The following is a 20,778-nucleotide window of genomic DNA, read 5'->3' as shown; positions in this document are numbered from 1 at the left end:
GGCGCTTTAGAGGCCTTTTTCAGAACACCTCTCCCCAGTCGATCACACCCAGCGTCTGGATCAGAAAGCCGCCCTCATCGCCCGACATCACGCCTGCATAAGCCCGGTCCACCGCCTCGACGGCCAGTGCCAGATTCCCCTCGGTTTCTTCATAGACCCTCATGACATTCAGCGCTGCCGCCAGATCGGACAGCCCAGTTGACAACGCGAAATAGTTGCCAAGTGTGGTTTTGCCGGACAGATAAGCGGCATCCGCAGCGCTGCCGCTGGTGGCTTTTGCACCGGCGAGGACGGCCTGAACGAAAATCGGGGTATGAGATAGGGCATCGGCCTCGAGAAACTCCAGCCAGAATGACAGCCCGTCGGCGTCGGGAGATCGCCCCAGAACATTCTCGTAGACGGCGGTGATATAGGCCGGAATATCCGTCACCTCACCGTAAAGGCTGCGATGTTCCGGCTGATCGAAAAACGCCTCTGCCATCGTGTCCAGCCCGAGGCCGTCGGAAAAGGCGGTCGTCCAGAAATGTAGGCCCAACGCATCCGGAGCACGGTCGAAATAGGCAATGTAAAGCTCGGTGATCGCCGCAATATCCTCAGGGCGCAGCGTGCCCAGCCCGTCAAACCTGTCTATGGGGAAGTGGGTCGAGCCGATCTGCGGCAGGACATCGGAGAAGACGATCCATTCCACATCATATAGTGTGATCTGCGCCTCGATGCTCTGGCTGCGGTCTTGAAGACGAACCGTCTCCCCGGCAAAGCCAAGCGTGTAGCTGCCGGGGCTGCCCGTCAGGACCACCGTATCTATCCCGCCCCCGCCATCGACGCGGCTACCAGCCTCAACGTCGATCTGGTCATCGCCGGATGTCCCCGTCACCAGTAGCCGCCCGGTTTCCAACCCGTACGCCACCGCGCTGTCGTGGAAATCCTGCGTCGGAACAAAGTCGTCAAAACGCACATGCAGGATCTCGCCCGGCGACAGGGACAGATGCAGATCGGTGCCGGTCAGCAAATCAATTGGCGGGATCGGTGTCAGAACCGCCGTCGAGGCATTGTCGCCGGGGGCCTGCCCCGGCAGCACACCAAACCGGACCGCTTCTGGCAGACCGGCAGCACGGATCAGGGGGGACAGGTCGATCTGGGCCTGAACCACGCGCTCGGCCCGCGATCCGACAAAGATCTCGAGCCGCTCTTCCCCATGAAAGCCGTGGAGGCTCAGATCGCCGATCTGAAACTCGGTTTCGATCCGGTCCTCGGGGTCAAAGTCGATCGGGGCGAGGCCTGGCAAGACATCGGACAAAAGGCGAAAGACCTCGCCCGCCGGGGTCAACCCGTCATAGGAAGCGCCCTTGGCAAGGGCGTTCGCGGTGTTCTGAAGCAGCGGCCAGACCGCGGCCCGATCCACCCCCCAGAAGCTGAACGCTTCGAGGATCTCGAGCATCTCCTGCGCCTGATAGAGCCCGTAATCGACACGGCGGTCGAATTCGGATGACGATCCGGACTGGTTCCACTCGGACACATAGATTGACAGGTCGTCGAAACGGCCGCTTTCGACCCACATCTCCTGCACGACCCCCAACTGAAAATCGCGCTGGCCGGGCAAGGCCGGATCGCGCGAGAAAAGGTGAACACTGACGCCATCCACCGCCCCGGTCTCGTCTGCGGTATCGTAAGCGCTGAGGAGAAGCTGGTTGTTGACGCGGGTCCAGTCGATCTCGCCTGAATTGCGCACCACCTCCTGGGTGAAGGTGAGGCCGTAATCCTCGGACAGGGCAGCAAGGATCTTGTCCGTCGTTCCGGCATAGCGTTCATCCAGCGACGAGAAACTGAAATTCGTCCCCATCTGCACATGGATCTCCGGGCGCGGCCCATATGGGTCGGCAAGCCCGTCGAGAATATCCCGCAGCAGATGGGCCATCTCCGAGGAGACGCGGCCATATTCCACCGCACTCATGCGGCCCGATCCCCAATACTCATTGCCGATCTCGAACGCGGCGATCTGCGCCGCGCCAAAGGCGCCCGACACCGCATCGGTGACGAACTGGCGCAGAAGCGGCGCGTCGATCGCCGCAAAGCGATCCCCGTTGGCGTCGCGCTCGTCGGTCAGAGCCTCTCGGGTGGGCAAGGTGATGGTGACCGGCAGGCCCTCGGCGGCGGCAAAGGCCATAAAATCGGGAAACGGGGTGATCGCTACAGTCTCCCCGGTGGTGGGGTCGATCAGGCTTTCGAGATCGGGATTGGCAATCGAATAGTAGGTCTCTGTGACCGACCCGCCTGGAAAGCGCAGGAAGGTGATGTTGAGATCTTCCGCAAGCCGGGCAAACCCATCCTCGGGCACCACGCTGTCGCGATGCCCGAGGAAATTACCGCCAAAAAGATCAGCGGTAAGGACGGGGAGAAATCCATATGGGACAAGCGCTGTCACACCCTTTGGTCCTGAACATTAGGAAACTGCCCCTTCTATCACAGGGAATTAAGGACAGAATTTGACCACCATCCAGCAAACAGGATGCCTTTTGCAACGAGACAAATTTGATGGGAAGTTTCTCAGCGTTTCGCCGCGCGGAGGCGAGGGGTTTTTGGGCTGCAGACCCACAAATTTCTTATCTCCAGTGTGCTTCAGGCTCTGCCATGAGACTGATCGATCAGCAGCGTTTTCTTGCTGAAAAAGGCGTTAATGAAGCGCCTAACGCTGTTCTTCCCCAATAACTTAGGCACACCACGTGTTGAGGATCGACGTGTCATGAGCGCCGTAATATTGATAGATTACAGAAGCTTGCTCAGGTGCGAGGCGGAGAAGGAGTATGGATCTTCTGAAACCCGCCCACCCGTTAGAGGTTCCAGAACGACAATGCAGGGACAAAACTATAAAATGCCGCGTAGATGAAGGTTCTGCGGCGGTCCGCTTTGGTGCTTTGACTTAGATCAAAAACGCCAAAGATATTTTAGTGTATCTAAAGATCCTAAACGGTGTCCTTGGTGTCCAATGTCTGAAGCGAACAGAGAATTGTTGATGGAGCGCATGGCGTTCAGATGCGGCGTCGATCTGGATCAACAAATTTTGGTCGGTTCGATAAACCCAGACGATCTGAGCGTTGCAACTCAAGAGTGTTACTTGTGTTCCAAATGGTGCGAATGCCAAAGCCTGCTGAACAGTGGCATACCTTTGGTCAACGTGCCATCTTACTGCGTTAACTCTGCATTCTTCAAAAAGATTGAACAGTTGGCTTTCTCATTCTGGAGCGAAATTGAGCTCGACGGCTCAGATGGTACTGCCGTCATCTCGAGCGAATTACATGAAGAACATCTTTCTGGCGTCGAGACATATCTCGAATTGGAAGGCGAAGGCCTTTGGGTAGAGAGTTGGGTGCGCCTTGAAAAACAAAGCCGCTCTTGGGAGTGGCACTACAAATGTGAAAATTGGTTGTTAGAGAACGCGGAGCCCAGTGGCCAGGCTGCAATCGAGGGACACACGTCTGCAAGTCAATCACAGGCAGGCCACACCCTTGGCTTGATCGTGCAGAATGCCGAGTTTTGCTTTTGGCTGGCTCTGAGCGTGACAAGGGCGATGGGCCTGAATCTTAAGGCCGCGGTCGAAACCGAAACGCTAACGCAAACCCAATATGCAAATGTGGTTTTGAAGTGTTGTTCCTGTCCATTGCATGAGCAATGCCAGACATGGTTGAACGAAACCAAGGTGCCCGCAGATACAGCTCCACCGGGTTGCGCCAACGCTTCGGCATTTGAACGGCTCTCTACCATCGGGACGGTGTCGTCACGTTAAGTTGCGCAATCTTCAAGTTGGTGCACCGATGGTATCTCAAGAGACCCTTGCTGCGGATGTCCACGCTTGGGATACTTCGAGCGGATAGTGAGCGTGGAACGACGGCGGGCTGGGGTTTTCGGAGGTGAGGTGCAAACTTGCGCCAATAAAAAGCTCTGGCTGAATGTTTTTTTGGGCGTGATCGATGGCTTCCCGGGCACAAAAGAGGTGGCCCGAGAAATCTGAACAGTTGGCTAGGTGGATTTTCCGCTCCTGATCCGGCAGCATGCCGGGATGAAGCAGCGAGCATGGCAAGACGACCAAGACGGAACCACAGCCCAGCATTTAAGGCGAGCGCCGCGTTGGCGGCGTTGAAAGGCGACAGAACGATGAGCGAGTTGGCGACGCAGTTTGATGTGCATCCCAACCAGATTAAGCATTGGAAAAGACACCCGTGGCCCGTGAACAGATTGAGTTTCGGGGTTGGTGTCAGCTGTGGACCCACCCAAAAACCGCCTATTGCCTGTCTTTGCACGGGGCAGGGTGGCGGTACGTCTTTCGTGTGCGTATGATGTGCACAGTGGGTCCGTCCCAAGCGATGGTGGACCCTTGGAGATTGCTGAATGCCTTTGAACGCAGCCACCGAGGCGGCGCGCCTTTCTTCTGCGCCGATGATGGATGGCTGCGATTTCGTCTTGATTTCAGATACTTGCGAGATGCCGTGTGCAGCGCATGTGCATGTTCCGATCGCTTGATTTCGCACTGTGTCGTGTCGGCGTCGGTCAATTGAGGCCGTTTTTGATCAATGATACTGACAAAACCCTCTCCGTCGCGATAACGAAGGTTGGGCTGCTGGAAATGCGTGCATGGTGATTCAATTGCCGCCCGCAATAGAAACGCAACTTTTTCCGGTCTTCCACGGTCTAGCGTCGTGACAAGAATTCATTATCTGCCTAAAGTCTCCTAAGACTAGTGAATTCAGAACTCAAAGCTGTTGGAGAACCCGTGGAAAAACTGTCCAGTGTCCCCAGCAGAACGGAACAGGTCTACCATTCCGTTCGCGAAAGTATTTGCGATTGTGTCCTCGAACCCGGCACGCATCTGGTGCAGGAGGAGCTGGCGGAGATGCTCGGTGTTTCGCGGCAGCCAATCCAGCAAGCCATGCTGCTTCTCAAGAACGACGGACTTGTTGTCGAAAGTGGCAAGCGCGGGCTTTATGTGGCGCCGATTGACCGGGTCGGGATGCAGGATCACTATCAGATCCGCCTCGTGCTTGACCAGCTTGCGGCGCGGCTCGTTGCGGAACGGGCTCGCATCGATCCAGGGTTTCAGGCGCGGCTCCGGCGTGAAGGCGATGCGATCCTAGCCGTAGGTCAAGGCGCGGAAAAATCCGGAAGTGCGGCAGAGGCGGTGCGGCACGACGTGGCATTTCACACCTTCGTTTACGAGATGTCGGGCAATCCGCTAATCCAGCCCACGGCGGAGGCGCATTGGATGTTTCTGCGCCGCGTGATGATCGGGGTGCTTCTGCATGCCGAGCGCGGCCCATTGGTCTGGGCGCAGCACGAACACATTCTTGATGCTCTGGTCGCGGGCGACATCGATGTTGCTGTCTCGCTTGCCACCGAGCATGTGACCGGGGCACAAAACGCGCTGTTGCAGGCCATGGCCTCCGGCAAGGCGGACCATATCTTCGGGCCACCGTCCTATGACTGAGGCTCAGGCCCTGCGGTAGATGTATTCCGCGTCCTGACCTGATTCCTCCGTCAGCAGGGTGTCGAGCAAGGCGCGGCCCGGACTTTTGCGGCAGACAGGGTCCGGCGCGGAAGCATCACCGAGGATCGCCATCGCCTGACAGCGGCACCCGCCGAAATCCACGTCGCGCCGGTCGCAGGACTGACACAGCGGCGGCAGCCAGTCGGTGCCGCGATAGGCGTGGAAGGCCGCGCTGTCATGCCAGATCTCGGCCAGGGGACGATCCTTGACCAACTCGTAGGTCAAATGCGGGATTGTCTGCGCCGCGTGGCACGGAAGAACTGTGCCGTCCGGGGTAACATTCAACCCGGTCGTGCCCCAGCCGCTCATGCAGGCCTTTGGAAAGTCGGAATAGTAATCGGGCGGTACGAAATCGATCACCAGCGTCCCGGCGGTATCGTGGATCGCATCGCGCACCACCGCCTTGGCACGCTCCACTTGCGCGCGGGTGGGTTGCAGGCGCGCGCGATTGGCCAGCGCCCAGCCCTGGAATTGCACGCAGGCTATCTCGATCCGACGCGCGCCCAGCCGCTCGGCCATGGCGATGGTTGCGGGCAGGTCGCCGATATTGTCGCGATGCATGACCGCATTCAGCGTCAGGGGAAAGCCAAGCCTCGCAATGTGTTCGGCCACGTGCATCTTGCGGTCGAACCCGCCTTTGTAACCGCCGATCCGGTCGGCGATGTCGGCGTTGACGCCCTGCACCGACAGTTGGATATGATCCAGCCCAGCCGCATTCAGCGCTTCGAGCCGCGCTTCGGTCAGGCCGATCCCCGATGTGATGAGATTGGTGTAAAGGCCCACCTCGCGGGCGGCGATCACCAGATCGAGCAGATCGCGGCGCGAGGCCGGTTCGCCCCCCGACAGGTGGAGTTGCAGCACGCCCAAAGCCGCCGCCTGCCGGAATACGTCCGTCCATTGCTGCGTCGTCAATTCCGCCTCGCGCGCTGTCAACTCTTGCGGGTTCGAACAATAGGGGCACATCAGCGGGCAGCGGTGCGTCAGTTCGGCGAGCATTGCCAGCGGCAGGTCAGCCATCGCGGGTCTCCAGAAGGCGTTTCTTGGCCAGATCACCCAGATAGGCCAGAACATCGGTTTCGATCTCGTTGCGCGGTGCGGAAAACGTCTGGGCCAGGTCTTCGCTGATCGCACGCACTGACTGGGCTCCATCGACGCGGGACAGCACCGCATTGCCGATCTGGTCCAGAATCAACACCCGCTCGGGCCCCAGCAGGACGCGCAGGCCGCGCACCCGGTCGTTGGCTAGTCGCACGCCGCGCGGTAGGTAAGGCACGCACAGCGGGGTCACAGCAGACCCTCGCCGGGCTGCCATGCGCCGGGTGGGATGCGACCCGGCCCAACATAGGCCGACCACAGCGCATCCAGCTGCGCCCAGAGCACCTCGGTCTTGAAGGTCAGGGCGCGCGCGGCGGCGTCCTGATCGGCCTTGGTCACGGCGTGATCCAGCACCCAGGCGAGTCCGAATGCCACGTCCTGCGGAGCCTCGGTCAGTCGGTGCTGGAAATAGGAGATCGTGGTCTCATTGGCGAAAGCGTAGTGTTTCAACAAACCGGTGATGCGGTCCGTGTGGATCTTGGGTGCAAACAGTTCGGTGAGCGAAGAGGCAACGGCGGGCAAAAGCGGCTCATCCCGTACAAAGCGCACATAGGCGTCCACGGCAAAGCGCGTCGCGGGCAGGATACCTGCCTCGGAGGCGACATAGTCAGGATCCAGCCCCACGCCTTCGGCCAGCTTCAACCAGCGGGCAATGCCGCCTTCACCGGGTGCGCGGCCGTCGTGGTCTTCGATCCTCGACCGCCACGCGCGGCGCAGGTCAGGGTCGGACACGCGCGACATGAAGGCGGCGTCCTTCATCGGGATGCGCGATTGGTAATAATATCGGTTGATCACCCAGGCACGGACCTGATCCGGCGTGCAGCCGCCCGAATGCAACAGGTGATGGAACGGGTGTTTGTCGTGATAGCGCTCTGCGCCGATGGCGCGCAGGCGTGCCTCAAAAAGGGTGCGGCTGTCGGGCATGGCGGTCATGGCATGATCTCCTGTCCGTCCTGCGCGATCTCCCATCCGGCGGCGGCAAGCGCGGCGCGCTCTGGACTGTCCGGTTGCAGCACGGGGTTGGTATTGTTGATATGGATGAACATCTTGCGCGCGTTCAGACGGGACAGCCGGGCAATGCTGCCTTCGGCCCCTTGCATCGGCAGGTGGCCCATGCGGGCGCCGGACTTTTGGCCCGTGCACGTGCGAGCCATGTCGTCGTTTTCCCAGACCGTGCCGTCAAACAGCAGCAGGTCGATCCCGTCGAGCCGATCCAGCAGCCAGTCGGGCAGGGCGGCGCAGCCGGGGATATAGGCGACGCGTCGCATGTCGTCTTCGATCATCAACCCGACGGTCTGTTCGCCGACCTCCTGAAGCCCGACGCTGTCGCCTTCAAGAAACAGCGCCACCTTGCCCGGCACGGCAAAGGGCGTAAGGGTCAGGCCGGGCACGGGCGTGAAGGGGGTATCAAGCGCAATGGTGCGGCGGGGGATCAGGCCGCGATCCATCACGTCGAAAACGCGGTTCGCATGCAGCGTGGCGTGGATGTAGGCGGTGGCATAGAGGTCAAACCCGGTCTTTTCCCGCAAGGTCAGCAGCCCGGCGATATGGTCCACATCCGCGTTGGTCACGATCACGGCCTTGACCGGCGTGTCACGCAGGCCCCGCGGATGCAGGCCAGGGGTGGCCGCCAGTTGCGCGCGGATGTCGGGTGAGGCGTTCAGCACCACCCAATCCTCGCCATCCGGTGAGACCGCGATGGACGACTGGGTCATCGGTGCGATCCGCCCGGCGCGGGCATCTGCGCAATTAAGGCAGCCGCAGTTCCATTGGGGCAGCCCACCTCCGGCGGCTGCCCCAAGCACCTTCACATACATGGGTATGTCAGGTGTTTCAGATCACGTCGCGGCCGGACTGGCGATCGTCATCTTCGCCGGGGCCGTACATGTTGATCTCCATGCCGCACTTGATTTCGCGGGCGATTGGTTTGCTCCAGGCCATGGGTTCCTCCTCTTGGTGAAAGCGATTCGAGAATACCGAACTCTGAATTCAAGACAAGGCCGTTTGATCAGGGAAGACTTCGAACCCGTGCGGTTTAAGGGTGATTCGGAGTGGGGTTGTGCGGTAAGTCCCTGAAAAATAGCAAAGATAGGGCTGGAATTTTTGTTTTCTTGACAGCCGCATCGCTTCTCGTAATTCTGAATTCAGAATGCCGAACTCTGATTTCGGCTTGGGAGAACATCATGATCACCAGCAAGAATGCGCTGTTGTCAGTGCACGCTATCGCCTTGTCTGCCGCACTGTCTGGCCTGCCCCAATCGGGTGCCGCGGCCGAGGAGGCCGCAGGTGCAGGGCATGCCGCCATCCCGGTCGACATCATGGAACAAGGCAAGGCGCTTTACCTGAAGAACTGCCGCCTCTGCCATGGCTCAAAGGGCACCTCCGGCAAGCCGCTGAAGGGCAATGAGATGATGGAAGACGCCGAATACGTGGCCAGCGTGATCCTTGTCGGACCCGGCTACATGGCCGCTTTCGAGGATCACCTGACCGACGATGAGATCGCACTGATCGTGACCTATGTACGCAACGCCTGGGGCCATTCTTACGGCCCGGTCGATGCGTCACTCGTGGCGCCTTTGCGCTGAGATTGCCCGGGCGGAGGAGCCCCGGGTTTTTGTGAATGCCCATCGGCAACAGGCCGGGGCGAACAAGGGAGACTGACATGAAACGCACATCCTGGCTCTGGGCCACGTCCTTTGTGGCCCTGGCGGCAGGCCTGCCGGTGCAGGCAAGCGAGATCGCCGACTACGCACCGGTGACCGCCGAGCGGCTCGCTGCGCCGGAAGACGGCAATTGGCTGCTCACGCGCCGCACCTATGATGGTCAGGCGCACAGCCCGCTGACCGAGATCACGAAGGACAATGTGGCCGACCTGCAGGTCGCCTGGAACCTGCCGACAGGGCCCTACGCCAAACTGTCGGACTTTGCGGCCCTGCCTGCGCGCCCGGCGCATCAGTCGCCCGCGCTGGTGAATGACGGCGTGATGTTCATGACGACGCCCGACCAGCAGATCATCGCCCTCGATGCGGCCACCGGCGAAGAGCATTGGCGCTTCCGCCACGATCTGCCTTCTGACATCATCCCCGTGCACCCGACCAACCGTGGCGTGGCGCTGTGGGAAGACAAACTCTTCATGGCGACGCTGGATGCCAAGGTTGTGGCCGTGGACGCCAAGACCGGCGAAAAGCTGTGGGAAGCCACGATGGAAGACTGGCGCAACGGCTATTACAGCACGCTTGCTCCACTGGTCGTAGATGGCGTTGTGATGGCCGGTGTTTCGGGCGGCGAGTTCGGCATTCGCGGCTTTGTGCAGGGCTTTGATGCCCAGACCGGCGAAAGTGTCTGGAAGACCTACACCATTCCGTCACCCGAAGAGGCTGGCGGCGACACCTGGCCCGGCGACACCTGGAAGACCGGTGGCGGGTCCGTCTGGATCACCGGCAACTACGACGTCAAGAACGGCCTTGCCATGTGGGGCGTCGGCAACGCAGCGCCCTGGATCGGTGACATGCGACCGGGTGACAACCTCTATACCACCGGCACGATCGGGCTCGACCCGAAAACCGGTGAGATCAAGACTCACTTCCAGTATCACCCGAACGGCAATTGGGACTGGGACGAGGTCGTTCCGCCCACGCTGATGGAACTGGACGGAAAGGACCTTGCTGTGCGCTTCGCGCGCAACGGCTGGATCTACAAGCTGGACCGCACTGGCGGCGAATTCAGCTTCATCGACGGTCGTCCCTATGTTTATCAGGATGTGTTCACAGGACTGGATCCGGTAACCGGCCGCCCTTCCTACCGCGCAGAAAAGGTGCCTGGCACCGGAAAGCGTGCGAATTTCTGCCCCTCTGCCTGGGGTGGCCGTGATTGGCCGGGCGACGCCTATAACCCGGGCAGCGCGACGCTGTTCATCTCGGTGAACGAGAACCATTGCGGTTCAGCCGAAGGCGCGGTTGTCGAATATGAACCCGGCGTTCTGTATCTTGGCTCGGGGCTTGAGATGTATCCGACCGAAGACGCCAAGGATCACATTGGCGCGCTTCAGGCCTGGGACATCCGCACGCTCAAGAAGAAGTGGCAGGTCAATTTCAAGATGCCGAACTGGGGGCCTGTCCTGTCGACCGAAGGTGGCTTGGTCTTTGTCGGCGGCACCGGCGACGCGATGTTCCGTGCCTTCGATGCCGAAACGGGCGACCTGCTGTGGTCGCGTGAAATGGATGGCGGCATCGTTGCGCCGCCCACCAGCTTTGAAGTTGACGGGAAACAATACATTGCCGTGACCACCGGCTGGGGCGTCGACGGCGACCGTTTCCAGGGCTTCATTGATGCCGGAATGGGCATCGAAACGAAAATCCCGCAAGGCGGCTCCATCTGGGTGTTCGCACTCTGATCCTCCCACGGGGCGGACGCTGCCTGTCCGCCCCGCTCCTACCTGTCTGACTATCCCCGAGGTTAAAGGCCATGTTTAGCAAAATTGCCATCCCGATGCTGACGCTGGCACTGGCCACACCGGCTGCGGCGTGGGAGCTTGCGGTCTGTGCCGATCCCTCGGGGCTTCCTTATTCTGCGCAGGACCAAAGCGGCTATGACAACCGCATCGTCGCGATCCTCGCGGATGAACTTAGCGCCGATCTGCGCTTTGTCTGGATGCCGGATCATCGCAGCCGCACAGCGCGGGGCTTCCTGCACGAGGGAGCCTGCGACGTTGTCATGGGGGTAATGGATGGCCAGAAGGGCACGCTGACCTCCCACGCTTACTATCGCACGACCTATGTTTTCCTCAGCCGCGACGTCAGTGTGACCTCGCTGGACGATCCGTCGCTGACGGGCAAGCGCATCGGCGTTCCGGGCGGTGCGCGGCGCACCACGCCGCCTTCGATCGCGCTTATGCGGCGCGGCCATATGGGGCAGCTGGTGCATTTCGGCGCATCCGGCACCGCAGGCGAAACCGAAGGCGAGATCGTCGATGCGCTGCTGTCTGGCGAGATCGATCTTGCCATTCTCTGGGGGCCGATGGCCGGGCATCTGGCGCAGGACGGCCTGAGCGCGCAGCCGGTCAGCCCGGAAATCGACATACCCTTCCTGCCGATGTTCGCCGCGCTCTCTGTCGGGGTGCGCCCGCAGGACGAGGCGCTCCGCGACGCCATCGACCACGCGCTGGCCGCGCGCTGGGACGACGTGCAGGCGGTGCTTAAGGACGCGGGCGTCCCGCTCTTGCATCTGCCGCAACCTGTTCTGCAAGAGGAGGTGCGCCAATGACCCGCCTGACGCGTCGTAGATTGCTTGGGGCAGGCTTGGCCATGCCTGCGCTGGTCTCTCCGCTTGCGGCCATGTCCGGTTTCGATTTGCGCATCGGCGTGGTTCTTCCGCTGGGTGGCCCGTCGCGGCCCGAAGAGGCGGCAAACCTTAAATCCATCGCCGAAATCGCGCGTCAGGGCGCGGTCTTCGGCGAAGAGGAAATGCAGCGCAATGGCGCTTTGTTCGGCCACCGGGTCACGCTGTTCACGGCAAACGCACCCGGGGCAGAGGCCGCGACGCGCGCCGCGCGCCGTCTGGTGGCGCTGAACGGCGTGCAGGTGCTGGTCGGGGGCTTTACCGCAGATGAGGCGCGCGCGCTGTCGCGCGTGGCTGACGAGACCGGGGCGCTGTTTCTCAACATTGCCTCCACCAGCGATGCGCTGCGCGAAGACTGTAGCGCGCAAAGCTTTCATATCGAAGCCAGCGCCGCGATGTATCTTGATGCACTGGCCGGGTGGTACGTGCGGGCGGGTCATCGCAACTGGGTGGTCCTGCACGGCGCGGATGCCGAGGGGCAGGCCCGCCTGGATCGTGCCCGCCAAAGCCTTGGCAAGCGGCATTGGGGCGCTAAGATCGTATCGGAAATCTCTGTTTTCGAAAGGGATTTCTCCGATGCGCTGGGCGCGGCGTTCCGCAAAAAGCCGGACGCGGTTCTGCTCTTGACCAACTGGCACGCACAGATTGATTTCCTCGCGCGATATGCCGCTGAAGGCCTGACCGCGCCGGTGGTTTCCTTCCCCGAAGCCGCAACGCAGACCCGCAGCTATTACGCCGCCGCCATGGCGGCAGGTCGCGGTGCTGGTGCCGGGCATCGCGCAACCCTGTGGGAGCCGACACTGGACGCTTATGGCGCGCGCGAGCTGAACGCCCGCGCTGCGGCACGTTGGGGCCGGCCGATGGATTCGACCGGATGGGCCGCTTACCAGGCGATGAAGATCGCCTTTGACGCGGCGCAATTCTGTGGCTCGACCGACGGCCGCGCTATGGCGGCGTGGCTGGCCCGTGATGGCAGCGTGCTCGACCTGCACAAGGGGATCGGCGTCAGCTTTCGGCCCTGGGATCACCAACTGCGCCAGTCGTTGTACCTTGTGTCCCTGAACCCGCAGGCCGGGACGGAGCGCGATCTGGCGTCGGTTCAGGATCGCGCGCAACTCGTGGGCGAATTGCCCGCCATCTACATGCCGGGCACCGACCCGGTGGAGCGTCTGGACCAGCTTGGCGATATCGCGGGGCGCGCTGTTTGCCATTCAGAGGGAGGGTAAAAAATGCTGCGTAACTATCTGATATTCATGTCATTTTTAGTGGGAACTTCTGCCGCCGCATCGGAAGATTTCAGGTTGTTCGTCTCCAACGAATACGGCGCCAACCTGTCCATCGTCGCGCCAGAGGGCGGACTGCAGGGCGAGGTGTCGATCTCGGGCCGACCGGGTGATGTGCGCCCGCGCGGCATGGCGCTTTCGCCCGACGGGCGCACAGTCTATGTGGCGGTCAGCGATTTCCTGCCCCAGACCGAAAAGCCCGAGGATGCCATCGTCGCGATCGACGTGGCCACGGGCGAGATCCTGCGCCGGTACCGTGCTGGCGGCAATCCCGAACGGATCGCGATCAGCCCCGATGGCAAGCAGATCTGGGCCGCGTTGGAGGCCATCGCGCAGGCTGTCGGAATCGACGCAGAGACGGGTGAGGAACTGGGCCGTTTCCCCACAGGCGTTGAGCCCGAAGGCGTGGACGTCAGCCCAGATGGCCGCTGGGCCTACATCACCGGCGAGACAAGTCACACGGTCACGGTGATCGACACGCAGGCCTTGCAGCTTGTCACGCATATGCTGGTCGGCAACCGTCCGCGCGACGTGGTGTTTTCGCCCGACAGCAGCCGCGCCTATGCCAGCGCGGAAATCGGCGGGACGATATCGGTGATCGACGTGGCGCAGCACCGGGTGATCGACACGATCTCGCTTGGTCTGGATTCGCGGCCCGTCGAGGTGGATCTGAGCCCTGATGGTAAATTGCTCTACGCCGCAGGTGGCGGGACCAGCGCGGTCTATGTGGTCGACACCGAAAAGGGCGAGGTGGCCCATGTCATCAAGGAAAAGATGGGTCGCCGCCCCTGGGGCGTGACCGTCAGCCTTGATGGCGGCACCGTCTACACCGCCAATGGCCTGTCCGACAGCGTGAGCGTGATCGACGCCGCCTGCATGTGTGTGAGCGGTGAAATCGCAGCGGGCCGAGGTGCCCATTCGATCGAGGTTGGCCATGTGGACTGATCGGATTGTCTTGGGCACCGCGCTTGCGGCTTTGGTAACGCCTGCGGTGGCAAACTATGCCAACGCGCCATTTCAGGATCGCCCTTTTGAGGTCGCAGACCTTGCCTTGCGGGTACTGGACGGTGAGGCAGTGGTGCCGCCGACCGGCGATGCGTCATTGGCGGCTGCCGTGGCGGCGATGCTTCTGGTGTCAGAACTTGGCGTGGCCGAGGCCTATGAAGAAATCTTCGAAGCCGAGGACGAAGACGAGTCGGACGAGGCCGAAGAGGGCGATCCCTATTCCAAGGCCTATGCCCAGCTTCAGGTCGTGCGCACCTGGATCGCGGCGTTGCCGCAAGACGCGGATTTGGCGGACCTTGTCGCCCGACTGGATGCCTTGATGCCCACGGCGGAGCAGCCCGCAGTGATGGACGCGGACCCGGAGGCGGCAGAGGTGGTGGCGCAGGCGCTGGTGGGGCAGCTTGAGCGCGTGGCCAATGCCGATCTCTATCTTGGCCGCGACCTGTCGCGCGCGATGGAGACCGTCTCGCAACTTGCCGCGCATGGCTGCGCCCATGACGAGGCGGCCCGGCCACGCTGGTTCCAGATCTCCGCACTCTATTTCGAGGACGCGCTTGAGGCCCCGCTTTCGGTGATGGCGGCAGAAGAGGCCGAGCGGATCGAAGAGGGCTTCGACGCGCTACTGGACGATGACATGGCCGCCTGCGACGCTGTTGGCGCGGCCTTTGTCGATGCGCGCGCAAGGCTGTTCCCATGACCTGCGCGGCGATCCTCGAAGCCAGCAACCTTGGCCGCCGTTTCGGCGGGCGCGAGGTCGTGTCGGGCCTCAGCCTCACGCTGGCCAAGGGCGACACCGTGGCACTGATCGGGCCGAACGGGGCGGGAAAGTCCACGACGCTGGGCATGCTGACAACGGCGCTGCGCCCCGACACCGGCAGCGTGCACATCGGCGGCCTAGATGCGCGACGTGATACGCGCCGGGTGCGGGCGATGCTGGGCGTTCTGTTTCAGGAACCCGCGCTGGATGACAGCATGACCCCCCGCGAAACCCTGCATCTGCATGCAGCACTTTATGGTTTGCCACGGCGCGATGCGCATGCACTGATTTCTGACGCGCTGGAGGGCGCGGGCCTTTCGGAAGCAGTCGACCACAAGATACGCGGCTTTTCCGGCGGCATGAAACGGCGGCTGGAACTGGCCCGCGCGCTGATGCATACACCGCGCCTGCTGGTCCTCGATGAGCCGACGCTGGGGCTCGACCCGCAGGGGCGGCTGGACCTCTGGGCTAGGATTGGGGCGCTGCGCGTGTCCGGCATGGCCGTTCTGATGACGACCCATGTACTGTCCGAGGCCGACACATTCGACCGTGTCGGCATTATCGACAAGGGCCGCCTCTTGGCTTTGGACAGTCCCGATGCGCTGAAGCGCGCCCATGGCGGGTCCGCCGATGCCGGCCTCGACGACGTCTTCTTTGCCCTTACGGGCAAGGCACTGCGGGATACGGCGCAGCCCATGCGGCCAGCGCTCGTGCGGAGGCGGGCATGACGGCGGTAGTGGATATCCCAACGGCGCTGGACCTCCGCGTGATCGCAATGCTGTGGCGGCGCGAGGTCTCTGCCTACCTGTCCGACCGCACGCAGATTTTCGGCGGATTTTCCCGCACGGTACTGTGGCTGGTGATCCTCGGTTTCGGCCTTGGCGCGACGCTGCGCGAAATTGAAGGCTATACCTATTCGCAATATATCCTGCCCGGCGTCATGGTGCTGAACGTGCTGTTCGCGTCGATGCAATCGGCCTTCGCGCTGGTCTACGATCGCAAGCACGGGCTGCTGCGGCAGGTTCTGGTATCGCCCGCGCCGCTTTTGTCCGTCACGCTGGGCAAACTGACTGGCGGGGCGACCATCGCGGTCTTGCAAGGGTCGATCCCGTTGCTGTTCGCGCCGCTTGTCGGGGTGCCGCTGACCGTATCGGGTCTGCTGATCGCGTGGGCCGTGATGCTCGCCATGGGGTTCGCGCTGACCGGGGTGGGGGTGCTGATCGCGACCCGAATCAAGGGGCTCAAGGGCTTTGGCAGCCTGTCCAACGGCGTGATCCAGCCGCTGTATTTCCTGTCCGGATCTATCTTTCCACTCAAGGGCATCGTCGGCGGAATAGGTTTCCTCGACATCCCGCAATCGCTGCGTGACGAGCTGCGCCAATACGGCATCTACGCCATCGGCGGCGGCTGGGTCGTGGAGCTTCCGCTCTGGCTCGAAGCGATCGTGCGCGCCAATCCGATCAGCTACCAGCTTGACCTGATGCGCCATGCGCTTCTGGGCTTTAACCAACTTCCCCTGACCACCGGCGCCGTGGTCTGCGTCGCATTTCCGCTGGCGGCCCTGGCGCTGGCCCAGTGGAGCCTTCAGCGTTTGACGCAGGATTGAAAAAATGCGAATACTGAATTCAGAATTCAATGAGGTTATCGAATGACTCGCTCTCTGTTGACCTTTGGCCAAATGCTGGACGGTTTTGCCCGCCTGCGCCCCAATGCTCTTGGTGCGCGCGATCTGGAACGTGACCTGACCTTCGCGCAGTGGAATGACCGGTCGCGCCGTCTTGGCAATGCGCTGTTGGGGCTGGGCCTGCAGAAAGGCGACCGGATTGCTGTGCTGGCGTATAACCGGTTGGAATGGGCCGAAATCTACACCGCTTGCGCAAAGGCCGGGCTGATCACGGTGCCGCTGAACTTCAGGTTAAGCGCGACCGAGATGCGCTTTATCATCAAGGATTGTTCTGCCTCGGCCATCCTGTCCGAACACGGTCTGTACGGGTTGATTGAAGAGGTGCGCAATGATCTGGATATCCCCGAATCGCGGTTCGTGCTGTTTGGTGGCCAGGCGGCGGGCTGGCAGGATTACGAAGACCTGTTGCTACGCGCGGCGTCTTCGGCCCCGGACGTGGCCGTCGCCGACACAGACCCCTGGGCGCTGATGTATACCTCGGGCACGACCGGAAAGCCCAAAGGCGTAATCCGCAGCCACCGCAGCCAGGCCCTTGTCGGCATGACCACCGAGATCGAACTTGGCATCGGCGGCCGCGATGACGCGCTGCTGGTCATGCCGATGTGCCACGCCAATTCGCTGAACTTTTTCAGCGCCTTCAGCTATCGCGGCGGCGTGACGTCGATCTACTCGCGCGCCAGTTTCGACGCGAAAGAGGCGCTCGACGTGATGGAGCAATCCGGCGCGACCTTCACCTCTTTGGTGCCTACACATTACATCATGATGCTGGAACAGGCCCGGTCCGAGGCGCGCGCCCGCGACCTGGGTCGTATGACCAAGCTGATGATTTCCTCCGCCCCAGCGCGCGCGGACACCAAGCGCGCGGTGATGGAGATGTTCCCCAATTCCGGCCTCTTCGAGCTTTATGGCTCTTCCGAGGGCGGGTGGGTCACGATGCTGCACCCGGACGAGCAGTTCACCAATCTCGGCACGGTGGGCCGTGAATGCGTCGGCACGGCGCCGATCCGTATGCTGGACGACGACGGCAATGAAGTAACCGACGGCCAGCCCGGGGAACTGTTCCACTGCACGCCCTACACCTTCGACGGCTACTGGAACCTGCCGGAAAAGACCGCCGAAGCATTCCGGGGGGACTATTGCACCGTCGGTGATATGGCGCTGCGGGATGAGAACGGCTTCATCAAGCTGATCGACCGCAAGAAGAACATGATCATTTCGGGCGGCGAAAACATCTATCCGACCGAGGTCGAGGCGGTTCTTGGCGCGGCCCCGCAGGTGCGCGACGTTGCTGTGATCGGCCTGCCCGACGACAAGTGGGGCGAGCGGGTGCATGCGGTCGTGGTCCTGAAGGACGGTGCGCAAGCGACAGAGGCCGACGTGATTGGCTGGTGCGGCGACCAGATCGCCCGCTTTAAGCGCCCGCGCGGCGTTAGCTTTGTTGCAGTAGACGATATCCCGCGCACTGCCACGGGCAAAATCCAGCACGGACTTCTTAAAGAGCGGTTCCTGAACGGAGCGTTCGACAATGCACAAGCAACAAGGGCAGCGGAATGACACAGGACCTCAATAGCGATGGGCTTTCCGTCGCCGCATGGATCGCGAAATTCCTTCAGGCACGCGGCGTGGACCGTATCTTTGGCCTGCAGGGTGGGCACATCCAGCCGATCTGGGACTTCGCGGCGCAACGCGGCATCCGCATTGTCGATGTTCGCCATGAATGCGCGGCTGTGCATATGGCCCATGCGCATGCGGAACTGACCGGCGGCTTTGGCGTGGCGATGGTTACCGCGGGGCCGGGGGTGACCAATACTGTGACCGCCATAGCGAATGCCTCGCTCGCGCGCATTCCGGTGCTGGTGATCGGCGGCTGCACCTCGCGCCCGCAAGCGAATATGGGGCCGCTGCAGGACATCCCGCATGTGGATATCATCAAGCCGGTCGCCCGCCTGTCGCGCACGGCGCGGGTGGCCGATCAGGTGATCCGGGAGCTGGACGAAGCTGTCGCCCGTGCCATGGGTGATGGTGGAGAGCCGGGGCCGGTCTATGTGGAGATCCCCACCGATGTGCTGCGCCAGCATGTGCCCGCGCATCTGGTTCTGGACGACTGGATTGCGCCAAAGGCACCGCGCGTGATGCCGCCCGACCCGGCGGCTGTGGCCGAGGCGGCCAAGGCGCTTTGGTCGGCAAAACGCCCCGTGGTCGTCGCCGGGCGCGGCGCCAATGGCGCGGAAGAGGCGCTGAACCGGCTGCTGGATGCGTCGGGTGCGCTGTATCTGGACACGCAGGAGGCGCGTGGACTGGTGTCGGGCGATCACGCGTCCTTTGTCGGCGCGATGCGCGGGCAAGTCATGCAGGAGGCCGATCTGGTCATCACCGTGGGCCGCAGGCTGGACTATCAGCTTGGCTACGGCTCTCCGGCGGTTTTCCCGCATGCCCGATTCATGCGCATCTCGGACACCGCGTCCGAATTGATCGACAACCGCCGCGGTACGCCGGAACTGCTGGCCACGCCCGCGCTGGCGCTGGACGCCATTTCCGAGGCCGGAGCGGCGTTGGGGGCAAGCGCGCTCGACACCGAATGGGCCGACGGCACGCGGGCCAAACACGTGGCGCGTGCGTCTGGCGGCAATCGCGAAAGACCTCAGACCGGCAAGGACGGAAAAATCCATCCGATGGCGATCTTCGACGCGCTTAAGGATGTGGCGGAGTCCAATTACATCGCCGTGGCCGATGGCGGCGACTTTCTGTCTTTCGCACGCGTGGGGCTCGAGGCAAAAACCTATCTCGATGCCGGTGCCTTCGGCTGCCTTGGCGTGGGCGTTCCTTACGCCAATGCCGCCTCTCTGGCTTTCCCGGACCGGCAGGTGGTTTGCGTGACCGGCGACGGGGCCTATGGCCTCAATGCGATGGAGATCGACACCGCCGTTCGCCAGGGCGCCAAGCCCGTCATCATCATCTCGAACAACGCTGCCTGGAACATCGAACGCTTTGATCAAGCCGACAATTACGGTGGCCGGGTGGTTGGCACCTTGCTGCGCCATTCCGACTACGCGGGCATGGCCACGGCGCTTGGGCTGCATGGCGAACGGGTCGAAGACCCCGCCGATCTGCCCGCCGCGATCAAGCGCGCGCTGGAAAACGCGCCTGCGGTGGTCGACGTGGTCACCTCGCAGGATGCGGTGTCGTCGGATGCGAAGAAGGGTTTGGGTTTCGTGCCCGATTACCAGCCGCTGACCGTCTGGGACGATGCCGAACGCAAGCGGCGGGGGCTGGCATGACGCTCGACATGCCACAGACCTTGCCCAATGCAGCATCGCGCTTCTCGCTGAGCGGGCGGCGTGCGCTGGTGACGGGTGCCTCTGGCGTTCTGGGCGCGCGGTTCGCCGAGGTGCTGGCCGGGGCGGGCGCGCAGGTGATGCTGGCGGCGCGGCGCACCAGCGCGATGGAGCCGCTGCAATCCCGTATCGCCGAAGCGGGCGGGCACGCGGCCATAGCCGCGTTGGACCTTGCGCAGCCCGACACCATCGCCGCGACCTTTGACGCTGCCGAAGCGGCGTTTGGCGGGCCGGTCGACATCGTGCTCAACAATTCCGGCATCGCGGCACCCGGCCTGTTGCTGGAACAATCCGATGACGACTGGGCACAGCTCATGGCCGTCAACCTCGACGGCGCGCGCCGTGTCGCGCGTGAGGCCGCGCAAAGGTTGGTCGCGGCGGGCGAGGGTGGCAGCATCGTAAACGTGGCGTCAATCCTCGGCCTGCGGCAAGGGGGCGGCGTTGCAGCCTATGCCACGTCCAAGGCCGCGCTGGTGCAGTTGACCAAGCAGCAGGCGCTGGAATGGGCGCGGCACGGCATCCGCGTGAACGCGCTCTGCCCCGGCTATATCGAGACTGACCTGAATCGAGATTTCTTTGCCTCGGACGCAGGGCAGGCGCAGGTCCGGCGTATTCCAATGCGCCGCCTGGGCAGCTCGTCCGAGCTGGACGGCGCGTTGCTGTTGCTGGCCTCTGACGCGGGCAGCTTCATCACCGGCATAGCGCTGGTCGCCGATGGCGGCCACATGGTCAGCCCGTTGTGACGG

Annotated in this window: 19 protein-coding genes and 1 pseudogene; 14 read left to right on the top strand and 6 right to left on the bottom strand. The window is 62.4% G+C overall.

The features are described from left to right. Nucleotides 1–19 precede the first annotated feature (19 nt). Nucleotides 20–2,422, bottom strand: a complete 2,403-nt coding sequence (locus ACMVPR_RS08450) for a DUF4214 domain-containing protein (protein WP_416882479.1) — start codon at nucleotides 2,420–2,422, stop codon at nucleotides 20–22. 561 nt (nucleotides 2,423–2,983) lie between these two features. On the opposite strand from ACMVPR_RS08450, the gene ACMVPR_RS08445 reads away from it, so the two are divergent. From ACMVPR_RS08445 to ACMVPR_RS08435, 3 genes and pseudogenes are all read left to right on the top strand, one after another. Then, nucleotides 2,984–3,781, top strand: a complete 798-nt coding sequence (locus tag ACMVPR_RS08445; RefSeq protein WP_416882478.1) for a DUF6455 family protein — start codon at nucleotides 2,984–2,986, stop codon at nucleotides 3,779–3,781. A gap of 287 nt (nucleotides 3,782–4,068) precedes the next feature. Then, nucleotides 4,069–4,206, top strand: a pseudogene (locus tag ACMVPR_RS08440) (transposase); the annotation flags it as partial. A gap of 559 nt (nucleotides 4,207–4,765) precedes the next feature. Beyond that, nucleotides 4,766–5,476: a GntR family transcriptional regulator gene (locus ACMVPR_RS08435; RefSeq protein ID WP_416882477.1), complete on the top strand. Its 711-nt coding sequence runs from the start codon at nucleotides 4,766–4,768 to the stop codon at nucleotides 5,474–5,476. Between the two features lie 3 nt (nucleotides 5,477–5,479). Here ACMVPR_RS08435 and pqqE read toward each other — a convergent pair whose 3' ends face one another. From pqqE to pqqA, 5 genes are read right to left on the bottom strand one after another with little or no spacing between them, the layout of a single operon-like run. After that, nucleotides 5,480–6,553 (bottom strand): pyrroloquinoline quinone biosynthesis protein PqqE, encoded by a 1,074-nt coding sequence (pqqE, locus tag ACMVPR_RS08430; RefSeq protein WP_416882476.1) that lies wholly within the window; start codon nucleotides 6,551–6,553, stop codon nucleotides 5,480–5,482. Continuing rightward, on the bottom strand, nucleotides 6,546–6,824 hold the full coding sequence (pqqD, locus tag ACMVPR_RS08425) for a pyrroloquinoline quinone biosynthesis peptide chaperone PqqD (RefSeq protein WP_416882475.1): 279 nt from the start codon (nucleotides 6,822–6,824) through the stop codon (nucleotides 6,546–6,548). The genes pqqE and pqqD overlap by 8 nt, the downstream gene beginning before the upstream one ends. After that, nucleotides 6,821–7,555, bottom strand: coding sequence for a pyrroloquinoline-quinone synthase PqqC (pqqC, locus tag ACMVPR_RS08420; protein ID WP_416884639.1), 735 nt, complete (start codon nucleotides 7,553–7,555; stop codon nucleotides 6,821–6,823). Before pqqC ends, pqqD begins: the two co-directional genes overlap by 4 nt. Before the next feature lie 5 nt (nucleotides 7,556–7,560). Further along, complete coding sequence (gene pqqB / locus ACMVPR_RS08415) at nucleotides 7,561–8,448, bottom strand: pyrroloquinoline quinone biosynthesis protein PqqB (protein WP_416882474.1); 888 nt, start codon at nucleotides 8,446–8,448, stop codon at nucleotides 7,561–7,563. Between the two features lie 16 nt (nucleotides 8,449–8,464). Continuing rightward, entirely contained in the window at nucleotides 8,465–8,572 is a 108-nt protein-coding gene (pqqA, locus tag ACMVPR_RS08410; RefSeq protein WP_416882473.1) for a pyrroloquinoline quinone precursor peptide PqqA, read from the bottom strand. 242 nt (nucleotides 8,573–8,814) lie between these two features. Between pqqA and ACMVPR_RS08405 the strand changes: the two genes are divergently transcribed. The 11 genes from ACMVPR_RS08405 (at nucleotide 8,815) to ACMVPR_RS08355 (ending at nucleotide 20,775) form a co-directional block, all read left to right on the top strand. Continuing rightward, the gene (locus tag ACMVPR_RS08405) at nucleotides 8,815–9,216 is read left to right on the top strand and encodes a c-type cytochrome (protein ID WP_416882472.1); all 402 of its coding nucleotides are present in this window, start codon (nucleotides 8,815–8,817) and stop codon (nucleotides 9,214–9,216) included. A gap of 77 nt (nucleotides 9,217–9,293) precedes the next feature. After that, nucleotides 9,294–11,024 (top strand): PQQ-dependent dehydrogenase, methanol/ethanol family, encoded by a 1,731-nt coding sequence (locus ACMVPR_RS08400; protein WP_416882471.1) that lies wholly within the window; start codon nucleotides 9,294–9,296, stop codon nucleotides 11,022–11,024. Between the two features lie 71 nt (nucleotides 11,025–11,095). Then, nucleotides 11,096–11,893 (top strand): hypothetical protein, encoded by a 798-nt coding sequence (locus ACMVPR_RS08395; RefSeq protein ID WP_416882470.1) that lies wholly within the window; start codon nucleotides 11,096–11,098, stop codon nucleotides 11,891–11,893. Continuing rightward, entirely contained in the window at nucleotides 11,890–13,194 is a 1,305-nt protein-coding gene (locus ACMVPR_RS08390; protein ID WP_416882469.1) for an ABC transporter substrate-binding protein, read from the top strand. Before ACMVPR_RS08395 ends, ACMVPR_RS08390 begins: the two co-directional genes overlap by 4 nt. A gap of 3 nt (nucleotides 13,195–13,197) precedes the next feature. Beyond that, nucleotides 13,198–14,196 carry a beta-propeller fold lactonase family protein gene (locus ACMVPR_RS08385; RefSeq protein ID WP_416882468.1) on the top strand — a complete coding sequence of 333 codons (999 nt, stop codon included), beginning with the start codon at nucleotides 13,198–13,200 and terminating at the stop codon, nucleotides 14,194–14,196. Next, nucleotides 14,186–14,953, top strand: a complete 768-nt coding sequence (locus ACMVPR_RS08380) for a hypothetical protein (RefSeq protein WP_416882467.1) — start codon at nucleotides 14,186–14,188, stop codon at nucleotides 14,951–14,953. The genes ACMVPR_RS08385 and ACMVPR_RS08380 overlap by 11 nt, the downstream gene beginning before the upstream one ends. Then, nucleotides 14,950–15,741, top strand: coding sequence for an ABC transporter ATP-binding protein (locus tag ACMVPR_RS08375; RefSeq protein WP_416882466.1), 792 nt, complete (start codon nucleotides 14,950–14,952; stop codon nucleotides 15,739–15,741). The genes ACMVPR_RS08380 and ACMVPR_RS08375 overlap by 4 nt, the downstream gene beginning before the upstream one ends. Continuing rightward, nucleotides 15,738–16,619, top strand: coding sequence for an ABC transporter permease (locus tag ACMVPR_RS08370; protein WP_416882465.1), 882 nt, complete (start codon nucleotides 15,738–15,740; stop codon nucleotides 16,617–16,619). The genes ACMVPR_RS08375 and ACMVPR_RS08370 overlap by 4 nt, the downstream gene beginning before the upstream one ends. A 42-nt stretch (nucleotides 16,620–16,661) precedes the next feature. Then, nucleotides 16,662–18,251 carry a class I adenylate-forming enzyme family protein gene (locus tag ACMVPR_RS08365; RefSeq protein ID WP_416882464.1) on the top strand — a complete coding sequence of 530 codons (1,590 nt, stop codon included), beginning with the start codon at nucleotides 16,662–16,664 and terminating at the stop codon, nucleotides 18,249–18,251. After that, nucleotides 18,248–19,975: a thiamine pyrophosphate-binding protein gene (locus tag ACMVPR_RS08360; RefSeq protein WP_416882463.1), complete on the top strand. Its 1,728-nt coding sequence runs from the start codon at nucleotides 18,248–18,250 to the stop codon at nucleotides 19,973–19,975. Before ACMVPR_RS08365 ends, ACMVPR_RS08360 begins: the two co-directional genes overlap by 4 nt. Continuing rightward, a complete protein-coding gene (locus ACMVPR_RS08355; protein WP_416882462.1) occupies nucleotides 19,972–20,775 on the top strand; it encodes an SDR family NAD(P)-dependent oxidoreductase in 804 nt (267 codons plus the stop codon). The genes ACMVPR_RS08360 and ACMVPR_RS08355 overlap by 4 nt, the downstream gene beginning before the upstream one ends. Nucleotides 20,776–20,778 lie beyond the last annotated feature (3 nt).

It is taken from the genome of Marivita sp. (assembly GCF_048006345.1).
In the GTDB taxonomy this organism is placed as follows: domain Bacteria; phylum Pseudomonadota; class Alphaproteobacteria; order Rhodobacterales; family Rhodobacteraceae; genus Marivita.
This window is presented reverse-complemented; position numbering and strand designations above follow the sequence as displayed.